This window comes from Zunongwangia pacifica, from assembly GCF_023499215.1.
Taxonomy (GTDB): domain Bacteria; phylum Bacteroidota; class Bacteroidia; order Flavobacteriales; family Flavobacteriaceae; genus Zunongwangia; species Zunongwangia pacifica.
This window is the reverse complement of the sequence record NZ_JAKHSK010000021.1, coordinates 22,842-41,763: the sequence shown is the minus strand read 5'-3', so window position 1 is coordinate 41,763 and position 18,922 is coordinate 22,842. Positions and strand designations below refer to the sequence as shown.

At 36.7% G+C, this 18,922-nt stretch carries 16 protein-coding genes; 8 read left to right on the top strand and 8 right to left on the bottom strand.

Annotated features, from left to right (window positions below):
• Positions 1 to 6: 6 nt before the first annotated feature.
• The 3 genes from L1967_RS14310 to L1967_RS14300 form a co-directional block, all read right to left on the bottom strand.
• Positions 7 to 1,554, bottom strand: a complete 1,548-nt coding sequence (locus L1967_RS14310) for a TolC family protein (protein ID WP_249602187.1) — start codon at positions 1,552 to 1,554, stop codon at positions 7 to 9.
• Between the two features lie 72 nt (positions 1,555 to 1,626).
• On the bottom strand, positions 1,627 to 4,794 hold the full coding sequence (locus L1967_RS14305; protein ID WP_249602186.1) for an efflux RND transporter permease subunit: 3,168 nt from the start codon (positions 4,792 to 4,794) through the stop codon (positions 1,627 to 1,629).
• 33 nt (positions 4,795 to 4,827) lie between these two features.
• Entirely contained in the window at positions 4,828 to 5,982 is a 1,155-nt protein-coding gene (locus tag L1967_RS14300) for an efflux RND transporter periplasmic adaptor subunit (RefSeq protein ID WP_249602185.1), read from the bottom strand.
• A 688-nt stretch (positions 5,983 to 6,670) separates the two neighbouring features.
• Between L1967_RS14300 and L1967_RS14295 the strand changes: the two genes are divergently transcribed.
• From L1967_RS14295 to L1967_RS14275, 5 genes are all read left to right on the top strand, one after another.
• Positions 6,671 to 7,198 carry an RNA polymerase sigma factor gene (locus L1967_RS14295; RefSeq protein WP_249602184.1) on the top strand — a complete coding sequence of 176 codons (528 nt, stop codon included), beginning with the start codon at positions 6,671 to 6,673 and terminating at the stop codon, positions 7,196 to 7,198.
• A gap of 41 nt (positions 7,199 to 7,239) precedes the next feature.
• Positions 7,240 to 7,458: a hypothetical protein gene (locus L1967_RS14290; RefSeq protein WP_249602183.1), complete on the top strand. Its 219-nt coding sequence runs from the start codon at positions 7,240 to 7,242 to the stop codon at positions 7,456 to 7,458.
• Positions 7,458 to 8,327: a FecR family protein gene (locus L1967_RS14285; RefSeq protein WP_249602182.1), complete on the top strand. Its 870-nt coding sequence runs from the start codon at positions 7,458 to 7,460 to the stop codon at positions 8,325 to 8,327. The genes L1967_RS14290 and L1967_RS14285 overlap by 1 nt, the downstream gene beginning before the upstream one ends.
• Positions 8,324 to 10,936 (top strand): TonB-dependent receptor, encoded by a 2,613-nt coding sequence (locus L1967_RS14280; RefSeq protein ID WP_249602181.1) that lies wholly within the window; start codon positions 8,324 to 8,326, stop codon positions 10,934 to 10,936. Before L1967_RS14285 ends, L1967_RS14280 begins: the two co-directional genes overlap by 4 nt.
• A gap of 63 nt (positions 10,937 to 10,999) precedes the next feature.
• Positions 11,000 to 11,830, top strand: coding sequence for a DUF4249 family protein (locus L1967_RS14275; protein ID WP_249602180.1), 831 nt, complete (start codon positions 11,000 to 11,002; stop codon positions 11,828 to 11,830).
• Between the two features lie 32 nt (positions 11,831 to 11,862).
• Here the strand turns inward: L1967_RS14275 and L1967_RS14270 are convergent, their stop codons facing one another.
• Entirely contained in the window at positions 11,863 to 12,327 is a 465-nt protein-coding gene (locus L1967_RS14270; protein WP_249602179.1) for an Lrp/AsnC family transcriptional regulator, read from the bottom strand.
• A 159-nt stretch (positions 12,328 to 12,486) separates the two neighbouring features.
• Here L1967_RS14270 and L1967_RS14265 point away from each other — a divergent pair, with 159 nt between their 5' ends.
• The 3 genes from L1967_RS14265 to L1967_RS14255 all read left to right on the top strand — a co-directional run bounded on the left by L1967_RS14265 (position 12,487) and on the right by L1967_RS14255 (position 15,567).
• Positions 12,487 to 13,608 (top strand): 5-methyltetrahydropteroyltriglutamate--homocysteine S-methyltransferase, encoded by a 1,122-nt coding sequence (locus tag L1967_RS14265; RefSeq protein ID WP_249602178.1) that lies wholly within the window; start codon positions 12,487 to 12,489, stop codon positions 13,606 to 13,608.
• 166 nt (positions 13,609 to 13,774) lie between these two features.
• Positions 13,775 to 14,434, top strand: coding sequence for a nitroreductase family protein (locus tag L1967_RS14260; protein ID WP_249602177.1), 660 nt, complete (start codon positions 13,775 to 13,777; stop codon positions 14,432 to 14,434).
• A 236-nt stretch (positions 14,435 to 14,670) separates the two neighbouring features.
• Entirely contained in the window at positions 14,671 to 15,567 is an 897-nt protein-coding gene (locus tag L1967_RS14255) for a pirin family protein (RefSeq protein WP_249602176.1), read from the top strand.
• A 52-nt stretch (positions 15,568 to 15,619) separates the two neighbouring features.
• Here the strand turns inward: L1967_RS14255 and L1967_RS14250 are convergent, their stop codons facing one another.
• Genes L1967_RS14250 through L1967_RS14235 form a run of 4 tightly spaced genes read right to left on the bottom strand, consistent with a single transcriptional unit; the run spans position 15,620 to position 18,915 of the window.
• On the bottom strand, positions 15,620 to 15,955 hold the full coding sequence (locus tag L1967_RS14250; RefSeq protein ID WP_249602175.1) for an L-rhamnose mutarotase: 336 nt from the start codon (positions 15,953 to 15,955) through the stop codon (positions 15,620 to 15,622).
• Positions 15,952 to 17,283 (bottom strand): L-fucose:H+ symporter permease, encoded by a 1,332-nt coding sequence (fucP, locus tag L1967_RS14245; RefSeq protein ID WP_249602174.1) that lies wholly within the window; start codon positions 17,281 to 17,283, stop codon positions 15,952 to 15,954. The genes L1967_RS14250 and fucP overlap by 4 nt, the downstream gene beginning before the upstream one ends.
• Positions 17,284 to 17,286: 3 nt before the next feature.
• Positions 17,287 to 18,084, bottom strand: coding sequence for an SDR family oxidoreductase (locus L1967_RS14240; RefSeq protein ID WP_249602173.1), 798 nt, complete (start codon positions 18,082 to 18,084; stop codon positions 17,287 to 17,289).
• Positions 18,085 to 18,087: 3 nt separating this feature from the next.
• Positions 18,088 to 18,915: an amidohydrolase family protein gene (locus L1967_RS14235; protein WP_249602172.1), complete on the bottom strand. Its 828-nt coding sequence runs from the start codon at positions 18,913 to 18,915 to the stop codon at positions 18,088 to 18,090.
• Between the last annotated feature and the right edge of the window lie 7 nt (positions 18,916 to 18,922).

Here is an 18,922-nt window from a genome sequence, read left to right as displayed (position 1 = left end):
GTTATTTTATTGCCAGCCACCGCCAAGACTACGGTATAATTCTACATTGGCGATTAATAACTGGTTTTTGATATTGATTAAATTAAGTTCACTTTCTAAAGCATCGCTTTGTGCTGAAATTACTTCCAGATAATTGGCATAACCACCTTTAAAAAGCATCCCAGCATCTTTTAAGCCCTTTTGGGTCACTTCTATACGCTCTTGTGCGATAGCATATTCTTCCTTTAATTTCTCCATTTTTGCCAGAGAATTAGAAACATCTGCAATCGCTGTAATAAGATCATCTTTAAAATCTAATTGCGCGATTTCTTTTTTAGATAACGCGACATTATAATTGGTTTTTAGTTTTCTATTGTTAAATATGGGCTGAAAAATAGCTCCGTTTAAAATAGCAAACCCAGAACTTACCGGATCTAAAAATTCATCTAATTTAAACGAATTTAAACCCGCTGAAGCTCCAATGCTTAATGAAGGATATCGTAGTGCATTGGCAACACCGGCATCGGCATTGGCCGTAATAAGTTCATATTCAGACATGGCAACATCTGGACGGTTTTTAATTAATTCTAAAGGCACCCCAGAGGTGTATCTCTCCTGAAATTCTATATCCTCAAAATCGATTTCAATTTGTATTGGTCTTGGCGATCTTCCCAACAAGCGGTTAAGCTTATTTTCCATAATCACATATTGGCGCTCTAGCTGAGGGATCAAGGTTTTAGCCTTTAACTTTTGGGATTTTGTTTGCTGAATGGCCAGCGAAGTAGATTCTCCTGCATCGTATTGCAATTGTACAATATTTAGGGTACTATCGCTTAAGGCATAGTTTTTCTGGGCAACTTCAATTTGCGATTTAAGCCTCACCAGATTAAAATAGGTTGCAGCAACTTCTGAAATTAGTGAAGTTTGCACTGCTTTTTTAAACTCTTTGCTCTTCATAAACTGCGCTCGGGCTGCTTCTTTTTGCCAACGCAATTTCCCCCAAACATCAATTTCCCAGTTGGCCTGTAAAGCAGAGGCATATTCTAAACGCTCGGTATAAAAACTTTCCGGCGGATTTTCACCATGGTTTCTTCTGGCCCGATTAGAGCCATAGTTATTATAATTTTCAGAATAATATTCTCTACGATATTCTGCCGGTCTCGCGTTTAAAGAAGGAAAAAAATTTGCTTTAGACTGTGCAAGCTCTTCCATCCCTATTTCCATGTTTTTCATGGCTTTTTGCAAATCGATATTGTTTACTAAAGCCGTATCGATTAGGGTTTGTAACGTCTTATCGGTAATATAATCTTTCCACGGAATTTCAGACATTGGGATGGTATCAGTATTCACTTCAACAGAATTTGTTGAATCTACCGCCATATTTTGTCCTTTCTCTTCTCCCGTATAAAATTCTGAAGAAATATCATCACCAAAATCCGGGCGTGTATACTCTTCTCCTACTTTACAACTTACCACACAGACCATTGCAAAAGCCGCTAAAGCAGCCTTTGCCAATCCCGCTGAAGGTTTTGATTTTTTGTTTGATTTTATAGTTGAAAGAAAACTCGTTTTCATCTTCGATTTTTTAATTGATTTTGGTTAACTCGATCATCGAGATTAAATGCTCCTGGGCTTGCCTTAGGTAGCCTACTCGGCATAACGTTCCAGATTCATTTTATCATGAAGTACCTGAAATACATAAGCCAGCACAGGAATTATAAAAATACCCAAAACAATTCCGCTTATCATTCCTCCCGCAGTACCAATACTTACCGAGTGATTTCCCTGCGCCGATGATCCTTCGGCAAACATTAACGGCACTAATCCCACCGTAAATGCCAAAGAGGTCATAATAATAGGTCTAATCCTTAATGCACTGGCTTCGATAACCGCATCGAAAGCTGTAAATCCTGCCCTTCGTTTTTGAGCGACAAACTCTACAATCAAAATTGAGTTTTTAGCCAGTAAACCAATAAGCATGATAATCCCAATTTGTACATAAATATTATTATCGATCCCTGCGATATTAATAGCTGTAAAGACCCCAAAAATCCCTACCGGCAATGATAGCATTACGGCTAATGGCAACAAGAAACTTTCGTACTGCGAAGCCAGGATAAAATAGACCAGCAAGATGATGATGATAAACACGATAATTGTATCCCCGCCAGAATTCTTTTCTTCCAAACTCATGCTGGTCCACTCGTAGCTTAACGTAGCAGGAAGTTTTTCGGCCGTAAGATCTTCGATCATATTCATTACATCTCCGGTACTATATCCTTTTGCGGGAGTCACATTTATTTTTGCTGCATTATAAAGGTTGTAACGGTTAACCACCTCTGGCCCGTAAGTTTGTTTAAGTTTTACAATAGTATTTACCGGCACCATTTCTCCCTCATCATTTTTCACAAAAATACTATTGAAGGATTCTGGTGATTCCCTAAACTGAATATCAGATTGCATGTAAACCCCGTACTGCCTGCTAAACCTGTTAAAATCTCCGGGCTGAACCCTACCAAAATAAGACTGGATAGTAAACATCATATCTTTTACGCTCACTCCCATGTTTTTTGCCTTTTCGTAATCGATATCCAAACGGTATTGTGGGAAATTGGGGTTGAATGATGTAAAGGCCTTTTCAACTTCTTTCTGGTTATTCAGGGTGTTCATAAATTCATTTACAATTTGCCCAAAATCCCCTAAATCTCCATCGGCTCTATCCTGAAGCATAAACTGAACTCCGTCGAAATTACCAAATCCCTGTACTGTAGGCCTTGGGTACATATTAAAATCGGTTTCAGGTATTTCATCCAATTTTGATAATAGGTCTTTAATCACTGCCTGGATTTCCTGGATTTCACCACGATCATGAGCCGGATTTAACTGTACATAAGCTAAACCAGAAGAAGGACTATTGGCATTATCTACCACATTAAAACCAGAAACGGTATTTACTCCTTTCACCGCGGGTTGCTGTTGTAAAATCGAATCGGCTTTTCTTAAAGCAACGTTTGTACGGTGCAACGAAGAACCCTCAGGCATTTTCATGGATAAAATCAGGAAGTTATCATCTTCTGTAGGAATAAATCCGCTAGGCGTAATCTTCGATAAAAATACGGTTAGGCCAATAATCACTGCCAAAGCTCCTAAACCAACCCATTTTCTATTTAAGATCCAACGAACGGCATTTAAATATTTTTGAGTAAAACGATCGAAGAAATTGTCGAATTTCCTAAATCCTTTTCTACGTAGCACTTTAGCTTTTCTAAACTGTCTATAATTAGAAATTGCTTTTGCGATACCTCTTTTATCCTTTTTCCTATCTTTTTTTCCGAAGAAAATCTTACTTAGAACCGGTGTTAAAGTAAGCGCATTAATTGCTGAAATTAATACGGCGAATATAATCGTGTAAGCAAATTCCTGATAAAACACACCTACGGGACCACTTAAAAATCCAACCGGAACAAACACGGCTGCTATGACTACGGTAATCGAAATAATGGCTCCGGTAATTTCGTCCATGGCAGAACTTACGGCTTCTTTAACCGGCATCTTATGATGCGTCATTTTTTCGTGTATGGCCTCCATCACCACAATGGCATCATCTACCACAATACCAATAGCCAGCACTAGGGAGAACATACTTAAAACGTTCATCGAAGCGCCTATAATATTTAAGAAAAAGAAAGTACCTAATAAAGAGGCTGGGATCGATATGGCCGTAATTAAGGTGGCCCTAAAATCCTGAAGGAAAATAAAAACCACCAGGAAGACCAAAATAAATGCTTCGACAAGAGTGTGCTCTACCTGGCTCATCGATTCGTCAATCTGGTTTCTCACACTATAGGTGATTTCGTAATGAACATCTTCTGGAAATAATCGTGACTGCTCTTCCAAAATTTCACGAATCCGACCATCAATTTCCATCGCGTTGGCTCCGTTTTGCTGTACGATATCTATGGTTACCGATGGTTTTCCGTTTAATCTATTTTCACTGGTATAGTTAGAAGCACCAAATTCTACTCGTGCGATATCCCTTAAATGTAAAGAGGTTTCGTCTTTAGTTTTAATAACCAGATTTTCGTAATCTTCAGGCTGGCTAAATCGCCCATCGTGCTTCATGATAATTTCAAAAAGCTCTTCTGAATTTTCTCCAAATTTACCAGGAGCCGCCTCGAAGTTTTGATCTTTAATCTGATTATAAACATCACGTGGTGTTAATTGGTACGAAGCCATTTTCTGCGGGTTCAACCAAATTCTCATCGCGTAATCACGCTGTCTTAAAATAGAAGCTTCAGCAAGTCCATCTACACGTTTTAATTCCCTACGAATATTAATTCTGGTAAATGCGTTTAAGAAAGTTTCGTCGTAAGTTGGATCATCACTATAAATATTGATCGTCATGATACTCCCCTTCATCCTTTTTGTAACTGAAATACCTGCTTCAGAAACTTCTGGTGGGATCATGGAAGTAATGGTAGAAATTCGGTTTTGAATATCTACAGCGGCCAGATCTGGATCTGTACCGGGTTTAAAATAAACGGTTACACGTCCTCTACCCGAGTTTGTTGCGGTAGAGTTGGCATAAGACATATTTTCTGTACCGTTAATGGCTTCTTCGATAGGTAATAAAACCGATTTTGCAACAGTTTCTGCGTTACCTCCTGGATAATATACCTGTACACTAACACTTGGTGGAGCAATTTCTGGAAAACGTTCTACCGGTAAAGAGGTTATACTTGCGGCCCCGGCTAAAACCAATATGATGGTGATGACCAGTGTAAGGACTGGCCTTTTTATTATTTTCTTAAACATGTAATTTTTTTTGATTGAGTAATTAAAGCGAGTCTATTCCTGAACCTGAGATAACAATCGGCCTCTTTCGATAGGTTTTACTTTAATTCCGTTGGCTAGTTTATCTAATCCTGAAAGTACGATACGATCTTTTGGGGATAAACTTTTAGAACTTACGATATAATTATCGCCAGATCTCCCTTCTGTAATAATCTCTTTACGCTGCGCTATATTATTTTCGTCTAAAACGAAAACGAATTTTTTGTCCTGAATAAATGTTGTGGCACTTTGAGGTACTAAAATAGCTTTTGGATAAATTTCTTCCATCAAAATTTTACCCGTATTCCCCGATCTCAAAAGGGTATCTGGATTTTGGAATCTGGCTCTTAAGGTAATAGAACCGGTATTACGATCGATTTGCCCGGAATTAGCATCTACTTTCCCGGTATGTTCATAAACAGATCCGTCAGCTAAAACCAACTTCACCTTATTGTTCATTTTATTGTAAAGGGTATCGTTTTTTGCTCTTTCATAATACAAATAATCAGATTCACTCATCGAGAAATACACGTAAATATCATCTACTTTAGATAATATAGTTAGTGGTTTTTCATCGGTCTGTTTAACAACGTTACCCGGAGATTTAGGAATTCTCCCCATAAACCCGCTTACGGGAGCTTTAATTGTAGTAAAATTAAGATTGATTCTCATATTGGCTGCCTGTGCCTGCGCTCTTTCTAAAGAAGATAAAGCCACCTGATAATCGGCTTCTACAGATTTCTTTCTCACTTCAGAAATCACCTCGTTATCAATTAGTGGTTGCAAACGGTCTAAATCACTTTTTGCCTTTTCAACTTTTGCTCTTTCTAAGGCTACATTGGCCATGGCATTTTTATAATCCTCCATATAAGGCTGACTATTTACTTTAAATAATGGTTGCCCTTTTTCAACAAAATCACCTTCGTCAACATAGATTTCTTCTAAAATACCATCTACCTGAGGACGAATTTCAACCGTTTCAACTCCTTCTATAGAACCGATATATTCAAACCCTTTAGAGGCATTTTGCTCTTTAAGGGATACCACCGGTAAAGGTAATCCTTCATTAACCTTTTCCTCTTCCTTACATGAAGCAAGGCTTAAAAGAGTGCATGAAATGAAAAGTATTGCAAATTTGTTTAACATCGAGAATTTATATTTCTTGTCCATATGTACAGATTATTTCTGCTTAGAATGTAGCAATTTACATACCTTTTGATTTCAAACGTTCTCGGGTATGATTTTTAATACTTTTTTATGAAATAATGTGGTATTCTACACTTCTGTTCACCACACAATCTGTTGATTAATGCCACAGTTCAAAACCTAATAAGGTTTAAAAAGACATTTTAGTGAAATAGAAAATCCTGAAAAAAATCAAAAAGCCTACTACAAGTCTGGGAACATGAATGAAAATATATTTTTACAATTTCGTAGGATCTAGAAATCAAACCCAAAATCCCCCTTAAAAACAAAAAAGCCTCTTCCCGAATCAACGGAAAAAAGCTTCTCATTGGTAACCCAAAGGCTAAAAATAGCCTAAAAAGGTTTACCTACAAGTTCCAATTTCTTGGAACAAACAACACAACTAAATTTTAAGATTCAAAAAAATACAGTGTGATTTTTTAAATCTATAATGGCTTCTAAAAACCACTTATATTTTTGATTTTCCCTATTTTGGAAAAATTTATTTCCTACTATCCCTTCTTAAAAATCTCAATTAAATATAACAATTTAAAAAAGGGCTGGCAAATCTACAATCTAATTTTAAATTAAGCAAATCGTCTACAATTGATGAATTTAGATATAATTAATTTATAGCTATTAACGTTTTATAAAAAACCGCGTCTAATCATCAATGAAAAGTAATCAAAAGATCATCCGGGATTTAAAAAAAGGTAAAACGGCCACCTTTAAGGAAATCTATTTTCTTTATTATGATAAACTTTTTCACATCTGTAAAAAATTCAACCTTATGGTATTAACTCCGCAGGATTTAATTCAGGAAGTTTTTTTAAAAATCCATAAAAACAGGCATCAATTAAAAGAAGACGTGCCGCTGGAAGCACAAATAATAGTGATTTGCAAAAACCTCATTTTTAATCATCTTAACCGAGAGAAAAAAATAATTCCACTTCAAACCGGTTTTCTTAAAGATGAATTATTACAGGACGATCTGGAATATGATACGAACTTCAGAAAAGAAAACCTTTATAAATTAATAGAAGAACTTCCGGTACAGCAAAAAAAGATCTTCAAATTACACAAAATCGACAACTATTCTTACCGTGAAATTGCCAACCTTACCCAGCTTTCACCAAAAACGATCGCCAATCATATTTACCTGGCCAATAATTTTATTCGAAAAAATATTAAAAAGGCTTAGGAACTTTTACAATCTCGATTGTATTGTCTAAAATGCTAAACATGATTTTCGAGATTTATAAACTAGATATTATCGAACAGGAGCGGTTAGTGTATCTTCTAAAGGTACTGGCGTTCAATTTTTCTGATTGTGAAATTCATCCTTTTACTTTAGACAATCAAATTTTAATACTGGTGTCTTCTAAAACCGAAATAAAAGACAACTTTGTAAGCAGTGTTAAAAGCGAAGGCTTCAATTGCGAACTACTTAAAGCTTCTTGATGAAGAAATGTGAAACCGACAAGAAATTCGATGAATACTGGAAAGAAGATTCGCCCAAAATATCTTCCGTAGAGAAAGAAATAGCCTGGGGAAAATTTTATCACAATAACTTAGAAAAACCGCATAATAAAACCTCAAATTTCATAAAATATGCTATAGTAATTACAATATTGGTGATTTTGGGTACTGGGTTTTATACCATCAATAAGTCACAACAAGAAATTGCCTCCCTGATCACTATTGAAAATCCGGGAAATAAACTTAAATTCTTTTTTTTACCCGATAGTAGTGAAATTAGGCTTCAACCAACATCAAAAATCACTTATTCTAAAGATTACAAAAATAATCGTGAGGTCACTTTGCAGGGAAATGCTTTTTTTAAAGTTGAAAAAGACCAAAATCATCCTTTTAAAGTGATTAATAACAAAACCATAACTACGGTTTTAGGAACGTCGTTTACTATTGCTGAAAATGAAACCCAGACCCGTGTGAAATTACATGAAGGCAAAGTAAAAATGACTATCAGAGGGCGATCTGAAACATGGATTTTGTTGCCTGGAGAAGAATTTTTTCTTGATTCTGGCAATGTAAAGGTTCAGCACTTTAAAAATTACATCGATTTTGAAAAAGAAAGCATTAAAACCATTATTAACTTTCTGGAAAAAGAATATGCCTTTAAAATAAGTGTTCCCGAAGCTTTTTTAAATAAACAAATCACCCTGCGAATAAAGAAAGAAGAAAACATTGAAATCCCTCTAAAAATTATCGCAGAACTATACAATCTTAACTATAGCATAGATCGTTTTAATAGGAAAGCCACCTTAAAACAACACTCCGCCATACCAACCAATATCCCCATTGAAAAATGAGATACTTTTTTATCGCTTTACTATTCTTTTACGGCTTTAGTCTTACCGGCCAAAATATGGTTATAAAGATTGAAAAAGGAAATACCATCAATACACTTAAAGAACAAATTGAAAAACAATCGGACTATAAACTGGCTTACGATGAAGAAATTAGCTCACAAATCACTTTTAATACCGAAATTAATTACCAGAGCATTAGTGTTCCCCGTTTAATTGAACAATTAAACAATAGACTACCCCATGATTTTAAAGTGTTGGGAAATAACATTACGGTAAAACCCAGGGAAAGCAAGTTAAATGCCCAGGAGAACTATACCCTTTCAGGCACTATTTACGATGAATATGACCAACCGCTTTTAGGAGCCAGTATTACGATCCCAAAACTTCAAAAAGGAACCAGTACCAATAGTGAAGGCAAATTCTCGATACAGCTTCCACAGGGAAGTTATGAAATTCATATTAGTTTTCTGGGATATAGCACAATAACACAAAACCTGGTACTAGACCGGGATATTAACTGGACCTTAAAAATGGAAACCGGTGACGAAATCCTGGAAGAAGTAGTGATTGAACAAAACAATAAGGCTACCAACATTAAAAAACCACAGATGAGTATAAACAGCCTTAGCATGAAAGAGATTAAACAAATCCCGGTAGCTTTAGGTGAACCCGATCCTTTAAAATCTTTGCTTACGTTGCCTGGTGTCACCAATGCCGGTGAAGGCTCATCCGGCTTTAATGTTCGTGGTGGTGCGGCAGATCAAAATTTAATTTTATTGGATAATGTACCTATTTACAGCGACTCTCACCTTTTTGGTTTTTTCTCGGTTTTTAACGCCGATGCAGTGAATTCCCTTGATCTTTATAAGGGTGGAATTCCTTCTAAATACGGTGGCAGGGTTTCTTCAGTCTTAGATATTAAACAGCATAATGGTGATTATAAAGATTTTAAATTTGAAGGTGGTGTTGGTTTAATTTCCAGTAAACTGAAAGTAGAAGGACCTTTAAAAAAACAAAAAGCTTCCTTTATGCTAGCCGGCAGGACGTCTTATGCTCACCTGTTCTTAAAACTTGCAGATAACGAAAACTCAGCTAAATTTTATGATCTTAATAGTAAACTGAATTATAAGATCAACGAAAATAATAGTCTGCATTTTTCAGGCTATTTAGGAAAAGATGTTTTTGATATTAACGATAGTTTTTCCAGCAAATATGGTAACACGATGGGAAAGCTAAATTGGAAGCATCGTTTTCATAAAAATATCGATACCGATTTATCGATTTTCTACAGTGATTATCAATTTGGACTCACCTTAAACACGCTAAGTTTTAACTGGGACAGTGGTATAGAAAGTTACGGACTTAAATACGCGTGGCAGCACTATATTTCAGACGATATCCAATTAAATTATGGTGTAGATGCAACGTATTACGATTTTAATCCTGGTATATTAATCCCTAACAGCCCTGAATCTACTGTAAATTACAGGGAATTAGATCGTAAATATGCTTTAGAACCTTCAGTATATCTAGATATCAATCAGAAAATTGGAGATCATTTAGAAATAAGATATGGCCTTAGATACAGTACTTTTTATAGATACGGAAAACAAAAGGTTAATATCTACGCTAACAGCCCGGTAAACTATAATCCTGTTTATAATATCTATCAGGAAGCCACGCCCATAGGCACCAAATTTTATGATTCTGGCGAAGTGATTTCAAGCTTTGATAATTTTGAACCACGAGCGGCATTATCCTATATCCTAAATGATGAATCCTCGATTAAAGCGAGTTATAACCGGATGGCACAATACTTACATATTGTTTCCAATAGCCAGTCACCAACTCCGGTGAACATTTGGACACCCAGCGGGCCATTTATCGAACCGCAGATCTTAGATCAATATGCTATAGGTTATTTCAGGAATTTTGATAATAACAGGTACAGCCTGGAAACGGAAGCATTCTATAAAGCTATTGATAACAGAATCGACTATGTAGATGGTGCCGACCTTATTGCGAATAACGATATCGAACAAGTGTTACTTAATGGGCAGGCAAGAGCTTATGGATTAGAAGTGTTATTTAGAAAAAACAGCGGTGATTTAACCGGCTGGATCTCTTATACCTTATCGCGAGCTGAACAAAAAAACCCTGGAAGAACTCCTGAAGAACCCGGTATTGCAAACGGAAACTGGTATTTATCCCCTTACGACAAATTGCACAATCTAAGCATTACCGGTAATTACGAGTATAGTAAAAAATGGTCTTTTAGCGCAAACTTCTCGCTACAATCGGGACAGCCGGTAACCTATCCTAATGGCTATTATGAATTTGGAGGAATTCCCGTACCTAATTATTCTTTACGAAACGAAAATCGCTTACCGCTGTATCATCATTTAGACCTTGCCGCAACCCTCACCCCTAAACCCAAAAAGAATAAAAGTTGGGAAAGCTATTGGGTATTTAGCATTTATAATGTTTATAATAGAAGGAATGCTTCATCTATACGATTTACAACCAACGATGACACCGGAATAAATGAAGCACGTAGATTATCGATTTTCGGCTTTTTACCCAGTGTTTCTTATAATTTTAAGTTTTAACCTTAAAACTATGATTGCGGGATTTAAGACGACAAACAAAATGTGCAACCTAAACTTATTCGTGTGAACTATCTATTTTCAAAAAACAGCATTTTATATATCATCGCTCTATTTTTAATAATGGGGACAACTTCCTGTGAAGATGTCATCGATGTAGATTTAGAGCAGGGAGATGCTCGTCTTGTTATAGATGCCGAAATTCTTTGGCGCTCGGGAACATTAGGAGAATATCAAACCATCTATATTTCTAGGCTTACAGATTATTACAACACTGAAATCACCCGTGTTTCTGATGCAAAAGTAACTATTGAGAATGAAGCCGGGGCAGTCTTTTATTTTAACGAGACCGAAGTTCCGGGAACTTATATTTGTACTAACTTTCAACCAACAATCGAAGAAGAATTTACGCTTCATGTAATTGTTGAAGGTGAAGAATACAGGGCTACGGAAACATTAATTGCGTCCCCTGAAATTACCCGAATAGAACAATATGAAGATGGCGGTTTTTTAGGCGAAGATAAAGAAGTAAGGTTTTATTACAACGACCCTGAAGATGAAACCAACTTTTATCTGGCCGACTTTAAAAGTGATGTACTTAATTTCCCGGAATACGATCTTTCTAGCGATGATTTCTTTAATGGTAATGAAATGTACCAGAATTTCTCTCACGAAGATCTTGAAACTGGCAGTGAAATAGACATTACTTTTCGGGCTATTTCTAAACAGTTTCATGATTATATGGAACTTATTCTGGAAAGCGCCATTGCCAATCCGTTTGGAACACCGCCGGCAAACGTTCGTGGAAATCTTATAAACCAAACTAATCCAGATCACTTTGCTTTTGGTTACTTCAGGTTATCGCAAGGTGTACGCTTCCAATATACTATTCAATAACGATTTTAGATAAAATCAGGGGTAATTTTTAGCTAAATGATGCCTATTCCGTAGGTATTTTTAATTTCGGTCATAACAAATGTACTGTGTGTACTGCCAATACTTTTTACGCCCCCTAGTTTATTGAATACAAAGTCCTGGTAATGCTTCATATTCCTGGCGTATACCTTCAATAGAAAATCAAAATCTCCAGAAATGTTATAGCACTCTACAATCTCGTCGATTTCCATAATATCATCCACAAATTGATTTCCGATAGTTCTATCATGTTTTTTCAGCTTGATATTACAAAAAACAATAAAGCCCTGATGCAACTTCTCTGCATCTAAGATGGCGATATACTTTTTTATATAGCCATTTTTTTCAAGTCTTTTTAATCGCTCAAAAACGGGAGAAGCAGAAAGGTTTACCTGCTTTGCCAGCTCTTTTACGGTAAAATTTGAGTTCTCGTGGAGTATTTTTAAAAGCTTAAGGTCTACCTCATCTAAATTTTCCATGGGATATTATTCTTTTTAAGGATCTAAAACTGCAACTCAAAAGTACAATATTCCTTATAAAAAACTTTAATTAGAAATTAAAACTGAATTTTAATTACAGTTTAGACAAAAAAACCTTAAAAGCTAACTTTGACCATTATAAAACCTAACAAAATTATTATGTGCATCCATTCAACCATCCAAAACAAAACCGATATTGTAGGTAGTTTTTTACGCCCCGAGCGTTTAAAAAAAGCCAGAGAAGAATTTGCTAAAAAAGAAATTACAGCGAGTGAACTAAAAAAAGTCGAAGACGAAGAGATCATCAAATTAATCGAAAAACAAAAAGAAGTTGGGCTTAATGCTTTATCTGATGGGGAATTTAGACAAAGTTACTGGCATCTCGATTTCTTCTGGGGATTTCAGGGCGTAGAACATTTTCTAAAAGATCAGGGCTATTTATTTCAAGGGGAAGAAACCAGAAAAGATTCAGCCAGATTATCGGGAAAACTAAAATTTAATCCTGAACATCCAGTATTTGAAAGCTTTTCTTTCTTGAAAAACCATACTGGTGAAGATCAAATCGCCAGGCAAAGCATTCCCGCTCCTGCGCAACTCTATGCCGAACTGGTGAGGGGTGATAATGAAGATTATGTAAATAAATTTTATCCAGACAGGGAAGAATTATTTAAGGATATTGCAGCAGCTTATCGCCAAACCATTTTAAAATTATACGATCTGGGCTGCCGTGATCTAAAATTTGACGATTGTACATGGGCTATGTTGTGCGATGCTGATTTCTGGAAAACGATGGCAGGGGAAGGTTTTAATCGTGATGAACTTAAAGAAACCTATCTAAAATTAAACAATCTGGCCTTAGAGAATTTACCTGAAGATCTTCGATTATCAACCCATGTTTGCAGGGGGAATTATCATTCTACCTGGGCAGCTTCAGGCGGATATGAGCCGGTAGCCCAGACGCTTTTCGCCAAAGAAAATGTAGAAAACTTTTATTTGGAATTTGATGATGAACGTTCAGGGAATTTTAAGCCATTACGGTTTATTCCCAAGGATAAAAAAGTGGTTTTAGGCTTACTTACCAGTAAAAATGCCACTTTAGAGAATAAGGAGCTCATCATAAACCGAATAAAAGAAGCAGCTGAATATGTAGACCTAGAACGCTTAAGTTTGAGTCCGCAATGCGGTTTTGCATCCACCGAAGAAGGCAATATCTTAACGGAAGAAGACCAATGGAAAAAAATAAAATTAATTAACGAGATTACTCAGGAAGTCTGGGCATAACTCTTCTGAAGTATTATAAGATCAAAGCCTCGTTAGTATTTCTAGCGGGGCTTTTTTTATTCAGAAAAATATCTGAAAACAAAAAACATCACCACTAACCTAAATGTTAGTGTTAGTTTTTTATAAAAATGGAGACCATATAGATAAGACAAATAAATTATAAACAATGAGTTTAATTGACGATTTAAAATGGCGCTATGCCACTAAAAAGATGAACGGGACTAAAGTGCCGCAAGAAAAAGTAGATTATATTTTAGAGGCAGCCAGATTAGCACCATCTTCATCTGGACTTCAACCTTATAAGATTATTGTGATCTCAGATAAAGCCTTATTAGAAAAGATAAAAGACATTGCCTGGAACCAACATCAGGTTATCGACTGTTCTCACCTTTTAGTTTTTGCTGCATGGGATAGCTATAGTAACGAGCGAATTTCTGAAGTTTTTAATTACACCATGGATCAAAGAGAACTTCCCCACAGCACTATGGACGATTACAAAGCTAATATTCTTAGCCTTTACGAACCTTTAGGTGCACAATGGCAGGCGCACCATGCTTCTAAGCAAAGTTATATTGCTTTTGCCATGGCTATTGCGGCAGCAGCCGAACAAAAAGTGGATGCCACACCTATGGAAGGTTTCTTAAATGATAAGCTCGATGAACTTTTACAACTAGAAGGCACTGGATATAAAAGTACCTTGATGTTACCTTTAGGGTATCGTGAAAATGAGAATGACTGGTTGGTAAACATGAAAAAAGTAAGAACCCCTAAAGAGGATTTTATTACTGAAGTGAGCTTAGAAGACCTAAGATCTACCGAAGCTTAAAATTAAATCTGGAAATCCCCAATTTTTAAGATCCCGTCAAGAAATTGATGGGATTTTTTGGTTTGGTACTAGATAAATATCCCAAACTAATTAAGCATGGGCATAACAGCATATAAATAAAATTACCCCACATTTATATGATAAAAAACACCTAATTTCATCCTATAAAAATCAGCGAAAATAGTGATGTTTTTTATAAATTAACTCCTAAGCTTTAAAAACAAAAACTACTAAAAATGCAATCTAACGTAGGTCTTATTTTAGAAGAAAAAGCAGCCAATATAGGAAACTTTATGGTTGGCAGGCTGCTACCCTTCCGGCAAAAAAGAGCTGTTGGTCCATTCTTGTTTATCGATCACATGGGACCGGCATGTTTAAAAGAACACCAAAATTTAGATGTGCCTCCACATCCACATATTGGGCTTTCTACACTCACTTATCTTTTCGATGGTGCGATTTTCCATAGAGATAGTTTAGGAAATGCTATAGAAATAAAACCTGGAGAAGTGAACTGGATGACCGCCGGTAAAGGTGTAGTGCATTCTGAAAGAACTCCCGAATATTTACGAAAAGAAGATAAGTTTTTACACGGCCTTCAAATTTGGATTGGTCTTCCCAAAGAGTTAGAGCAATCTGAGGCTTCGTTTTTCCATATCAGTAAAGATGAAATTCCTACTTGGGAAGAAAATGGCGTGACCTATAAACTAATCGCAGGTAAAATAAAAGGAAAACAATCCCCGGTTCCCGTGCACAGCCCTCTTTATTTCATCGAAATAAAAACAAAAAAACCACAAAAGATCAACATTGGGGATAAACTTTTTGGAGAAGTTGGTATGTACGTGCTAGATGGCAAGGTAAAAATTGAAAATAATGATTTTGGCACCAAACAGTTATTGATCGCTAAAAATGCCCGCTTATGTGAGTTTGAAACTCATGGAGAAACCACCTTATATCTTTTTGGAGGACAAGCTTTTGAAGAAGAACGCTTTATGTTTTGGAATTTTGTAAATTCAGACAAATCGATTTTAGAACAGGCAAAACAAAATTGGAAAACTCAAAACCTTAAGGCTTTTCCTAAAATCTCAAATGACGATAAAGAATATGTGCCTTTACCTGAACCTAAATTTAAATAAATCACCTCAGGGCAAGTCCATGGGGTGATTTACTTTCGATTAAAAATCATTTCTAAAGCTTAAAAATTCGCTCCATAGGAATCCATTTCTCTCCTTTTTTAGCAAAAGGGATCGCTTGCTGATAGTTCCACATTAAATTTTCCCACTCCTGCACTTTAGGATTATCTAAATCCATCTGCTTTTTTCGTTCTGAATCATACGCTGAAGTGGTTTCGGTAATCATAAAAAGGCGGTTCCCACAACGGTAAATTTCCATATCCGCAATCCCTGCCTCAACGATGCTCTTTTCGATTTCTGGCCAAATCCTTTTATGATAAGTGTCGTACTCTTCAATAAGATCCGCATCATCAATAAGGTCGCAGGCATAACAATGTCTATTTAATTTCATGAGGTCGTTTCTATATTATATTTTTTATAAACATCCCTTCCGTAAATACCAATAATTATAAAGCAAACCAGCGGCAGAATGAATGAAAAATTGACTTCGGGCACACCTAAAATCTGAATATCGGTATAGCCTGAACCACCCAGATCAAGAATTAATCCCTGAAGCGTAGGCATTAAAGCACCTCCCACAATAGCCATCACCAGAAAAGCGGCACCAAATTTAGCATCTTCCCCCTGCCCTTCAAGCGCTATCCCATAAATAGTGGGAAACATAATAGACATAAAGAAAGAGATACACACTAAAGCAATTAACCCCACCATTCCAGGCACGAAGATCGTAATCAATGTTGCAATAGAGGCCCCTAACGCAAAAAACAATAGTAGTTTACCAGAATCTATATATTTTAGCAAGCCTGTACCCACCCATCTACCAATAAGAAAAACGACAAGAGCGGCTATCCCGTAGTTGACAGCCTGGGTATTATCTATTCCAAAAGATTCGGCATATTGATATAAATAGGTCCAGCACATAATCTGCGCACCTACATAAAACGCCTGAGCGATCACACCTCCTGTAAATTTTCGGGATTTAAAAAGACGTTTAATTGAACCACCTATCTTTACCTTGGTTTCCTGATGTGCATTTTGCGGCATATTCACAAGACTGATTACCAATAAAAAGCCTATTACCACAATCCCTAATAAAACATAAGGATCACGTATCACGGCCAGATCAGCTGTACGAACCACAGCCTTAGCCTCATCTCCTAGGGTAGAATAAACAGTAGTCCCATCTGGTAACAGATCATCTGATTGTAACGAAGCTAAAATAAACTTCTGTGCCACAATCAACCCCAATAACGCGCCCATAGGATTAAAAGCCTGAGCAAGATTAAGACGTTGTGTCGCTGTTTTTTCGGCTCCCATAGACAGGATGTAAGGATTTGCTGTTGTTTCTAAAAATGCAAGTCCGAAAGTTAAAATATAGAGTGCCGCGAGAAAAAAGCCAAACTCTTCATAGGCTGCAGCAGGATAAAAGAGTAATGCCCCTACAGCATAAAGACCAAGCCCCAATAACACTCCTTTTTTATAGGAAAAACGGTTTACAAAAATTGCTGCTGGTAGTGCCATGGTAAAATAACCTCCATAAAAAGCAAGTTGTACCAGCGAAGCCTGAAAATTATCAAGCTCCAGTACTTTTTTAAATGCTGAAACCATTGGGTTGGTGATATCGTTTGCGAAACCCCACAGCGCAAATAAAGAAGTTATAAGAACAAAAGGCAACAGTACCGATTTTGCTACCACAGGTGTTTTTGAATGTTTTCCCATAAATTAATTTTTAACCGGAAGCAAAGCGCGATCCAGATGCACATAGCCGCCGTCAACAAAAATAAACTGACCGGTGGTATGAGAGGATTTTTCAGAAATGGTAAATAAAGCGGTATCTGCCAATTCCTGAGTGCTGGTCATACGGTTTTCCAGGGGAATGGTTTTCTTTATAGCCTCAAGTTTTTCGGCTCCGTTATCCAGGGTTTCAATCCAGTTTTCGTAAGCTGGTGTATAACTTTCTGCAATAATAAGTGCATTGCTACGAATACCGTATTTAATTAAATCTACGGCCCATTCACGGGTTAATCCCAGCACACCACCTTTAGCAGCAGCATATCCTGAGGTTCCGCCCTGCCCAGTTATCGCTACTTTAGAACCTACATTTAAAATATTCCCTTTACTTTTTTTCAATAACGGTAAAGCATATTTAACAGTGGCATAAAAACTCACCAGATTGAGCTTAAGCGAATACATAAAATCCTCAAGTGAACCTTCGAGCGAAACTCCGTCGTTGACCCCTACATTATTGATTATGGCATCTATACGCCCATATTTTGCCGAAAGTTGCTCTATTGAATTTTTAATTTGCTCTGAGTCAGAAAGATCGGTTTGATAGAATGTACTATCCAATCCCTTTTCACGCAATTGGGTTTCATATTCAAAACCGCGTGCATTTCGGTCTAACAAAACAGGAATAGCTCCTTCTTCTGCTAAGGCAAAAACAATATTATGACCTATACTTCCGGGCATTCCTGCTGAACCTGTTACTAAAACAATTTTATCTTTTAAGTTTAAATTCATAGATTAAATATTATAAATGCGTTGAGCATTTTTATAGAAAAATAGTTCACTTTCCTCTTCGGAAAGCTGTCCGGAAAATTCTCTGGCTACATTAAGAACCTGAGCATAGCTCCCCGCGACCAGACATACCGGCCAGTCTGAACCATACACAATTCGTTGCGGACCAAAAGCTTCCAGCACCACATCGATGTACGGCATTAAATCCTTCGTTTTCCAGGTCTTATAATCGGCCTCGGTAATCATACCTGATATTTTGCAACTTACATTTTCATGCTTTGCGATGGCACACATCAATAAAGCCCAGGAGTCTATATATCCTTCTTTGATATAAGGTTTGGCTATATGATCAATGACAAATTGCTGCTCAGGAAATAGTTTTACAAACTCCAGTACCGCCGGAAGTTGGTGCGAGAAAACCAAAATCTCGTATACGGCTTTGGTATACTTCAGTTTTGAAATCCCGTTAAGAAAAGGTTTTCGTAACAAAAACGAATTATCAGTTTCCCCTTGTACCACGTGGCGATATCCTTTCATTAACGGCATTTCCGAATAATAATCGATATCGGCTTGCACTGCATCACTTTTAAAATCTATCCAGCCAATAATCCCTTTTATAAAATCATACTCTGACGCCAAATTAAGTAAAAATGTATTTTCAGTCAAGGTATGATCGGCCTGTACCGCGATGCAGCCTGCAATACCGTGTTCTTTATAAATCGGCTTTAGATCTTGAGGTAAAAAATCACGGCGTATCAAGGCCATCTCGTCATCAATCCAATCATGCTTCACGGGATTATACTGCCAAAAATGTTGATGCGTATCTATAATCATCCTATCA

Coding starts and splice junctions, on each gene's coding strand:
- L1967_RS14310 (WP_249602187.1), bottom strand. CDS start 1,554: ATGAAAACGAGTTTTCTTTCAACTATAAAATCAAACAAAAAATCAAAA.
- L1967_RS14305 (WP_249602186.1), bottom strand. CDS start 4,794: ATGTTTAAGAAAATAATAAAAAGGCCAGTCCTTACACTGGTCATCACC.
- L1967_RS14300 (WP_249602185.1), bottom strand. CDS start 5,982: ATGGACAAGAAATATAAATTCTCGATGTTAAACAAATTTGCAATACTT.
- L1967_RS14295 (WP_249602184.1), top strand. CDS start 6,671: ATGAAAAGTAATCAAAAGATCATCCGGGATTTAAAAAAAGGTAAAACG.
- L1967_RS14290 (WP_249602183.1), top strand. CDS start 7,240: ATGATTTTCGAGATTTATAAACTAGATATTATCGAACAGGAGCGGTTA.
- L1967_RS14285 (WP_249602182.1), top strand. CDS start 7,458: ATGAAGAAATGTGAAACCGACAAGAAATTCGATGAATACTGGAAAGAA.
- L1967_RS14280 (WP_249602181.1), top strand. CDS start 8,324: ATGAGATACTTTTTTATCGCTTTACTATTCTTTTACGGCTTTAGTCTT.
- L1967_RS14270 (WP_249602179.1), bottom strand. CDS start 12,327: ATGGAAAATTTAGATGAGGTAGACCTTAAGCTTTTAAAAATACTCCAC.
- L1967_RS14265 (WP_249602178.1), top strand. CDS start 12,487: ATGTGCATCCATTCAACCATCCAAAACAAAACCGATATTGTAGGTAGT.
- L1967_RS14260 (WP_249602177.1), top strand. CDS start 13,775: ATGAGTTTAATTGACGATTTAAAATGGCGCTATGCCACTAAAAAGATG.
- L1967_RS14255 (WP_249602176.1), top strand. CDS start 14,671: ATGCAATCTAACGTAGGTCTTATTTTAGAAGAAAAAGCAGCCAATATA.
- L1967_RS14250 (WP_249602175.1), bottom strand. CDS start 15,955: ATGAAATTAAATAGACATTGTTATGCCTGCGACCTTATTGATGATGCG.
- fucP (WP_249602174.1), bottom strand. CDS start 17,283: ATGGGAAAACATTCAAAAACACCTGTGGTAGCAAAATCGGTACTGTTG.
- L1967_RS14240 (WP_249602173.1), bottom strand. CDS start 18,084: ATGAATTTAAACTTAAAAGATAAAATTGTTTTAGTAACAGGTTCAGCA.
- L1967_RS14235 (WP_249602172.1), bottom strand. CDS start 18,915: ATGATTATAGATACGCATCAACATTTTTGGCAGTATAATCCCGTGAAG.